This is a genomic window from Endozoicomonas sp. SESOKO2, from assembly GCF_024606245.1.
In the GTDB taxonomy this organism is placed as follows: Bacteria; Pseudomonadota; Gammaproteobacteria; order Pseudomonadales; family Endozoicomonadaceae; genus Endozoicomonas_A.
This window is the reverse complement of record NZ_JAHHPQ010000747.1, coordinates 1-1,573: the sequence shown is the minus strand read 5'-3', so window position 1 is coordinate 1,573 and position 1,573 is coordinate 1. Positions and strand designations below refer to the sequence as shown.

Sequence of the window (1,573 nt, the reverse complement as noted above, 5' to 3'; positions counted from 1 at the left end):
CTCTATATTATGACAATCAACGTCCACCCGCCCTTGTCTGTATCCATTTGCAAGCCAGCAAGGATACTGAAAATCAGAACACTGACCAGAACAAAACATTGAAGAGAATGGATCATGACTAACGATCGAGAAGAAAGATTCCAAACGTTTTTTACTGAGCGGGGGGCTCGTTATGAAAACGGCAAACTGCTTGGCTTTGGTGAGCCCTCTTCAACATCCGAACCGGAAAAGCCGATATTATCTGTTCTAAACCAGAAAGCACTTTTGCAGGTTTCTGGCCCCGACAGTATGAAGTTCCTCCAGGGACAACTCACCTGCAATCTTGATACGCTAACGACTGGTCAGTTTTCTGGAGGAGCGGCCTGCACCCCCAAGGGCAGAATGTTCACCAGCTTCATTCTGCTCAAGGCCAGTGAAGATCAATTCATGATGGCTATGCACCAGGGACTGGTTGAAAGCACTCGGAGCTGCCTGGGAAAATACGCTGTTTTTTATAAAACCGAGCTGACCCCTGACCAGAAGTACGTCTGCCTGGGACTGTCAGGAAATGCCGTTGAAGAGAAAATAGCCAGTGTCTTTAATGACGTTCCCGATGGCAACAGCGCACTCGATATTGATCAGCAGGGCTGGCTTCTGAATGTTTCCGGGAGCGTGAATCGTTTTGAACTCTGGATTACCTTCGAGCATCTGGCAACACTTTGGGAAAAACTCACTGAGCAGTTCACACCCAAAGGGCAACACCACTGGCAACTGCTGGATTGTCTCGCTGTTGAGCCCAGCCTGTCACCGGAAACTGCCAATAATTACATTCCACAGCACCTGAACCTGCCATCGCTGAAAAGTGTCAGCTTCAGAAAAGGCTGCTATACCGGCCAGGAAATTGTTGCCCGCATGCAAAATTTGGGGCAGCTAAAGAGTCGTTGCTATCGCCTCAGCTCGGACCAACAGCTGACAGTTGAACCTGATACACGACTGTTCAATAGTGCAGGCAAAGGGATAGGCGAAGTAATTGAGAGTATTCAAACCGGTCAGGGAACCGAGCTGCTGGCAGTCATTCGGGTCGAATCTGCCCAAGAGAATGATGTACGACTGGAGGGTGAAGAAGGTCCAAAACTCAATTGCCAACCACTGCCTTACGAAATAGATCCTAAACAGGAACTGCAATATTAAAACCTGTTTGATTGCCCATAAGTGAGTCCATAAGTCAGGGTACCTGCACATTAATGCAGGTACCTTTGTAAACCTCAAACCCGCCCCCATTCTTTAAATCCAAACACACCTATCTCCAAAGTTGTGGCATGGTGAGGAAGCATGTTAGATTCGGTGATCTCAAAACCACAGTGCTATCTTTATGAGTTTGTAAAATTTCGACTCATGTATATCAACAGTATCAACCCCCAATGATCCGCTACATTAATTTATAACTTAGAGGTAGTTCCTGACCATCCAATTTCTTTTTCTCCTCAAGACTATAACAGCGTAACGAATGATCACCTCTGCATGAGGGAACTTATTAAGGAATTCTTCATCTACTATTTGATGCCAAACTAGCAAGACGGTAATATTCTTTTTA

1 protein-coding gene is annotated in these 1,573 nt (G+C 46.0%); it reads left to right on the top strand.

The window, feature by feature from the left end; all coding sequences use genetic code 11:
- The first annotated feature begins 114 nt into the window (after positions 1-114).
- Complete coding sequence (locus KDK17_RS17810) at positions 115-1,170, top strand: folate-binding protein YgfZ (protein WP_257255464.1); 1,056 nt, start codon at positions 115-117, stop codon at positions 1,168-1,170.
- Positions 1,171-1,573: the final 403 nt, after the last annotated feature.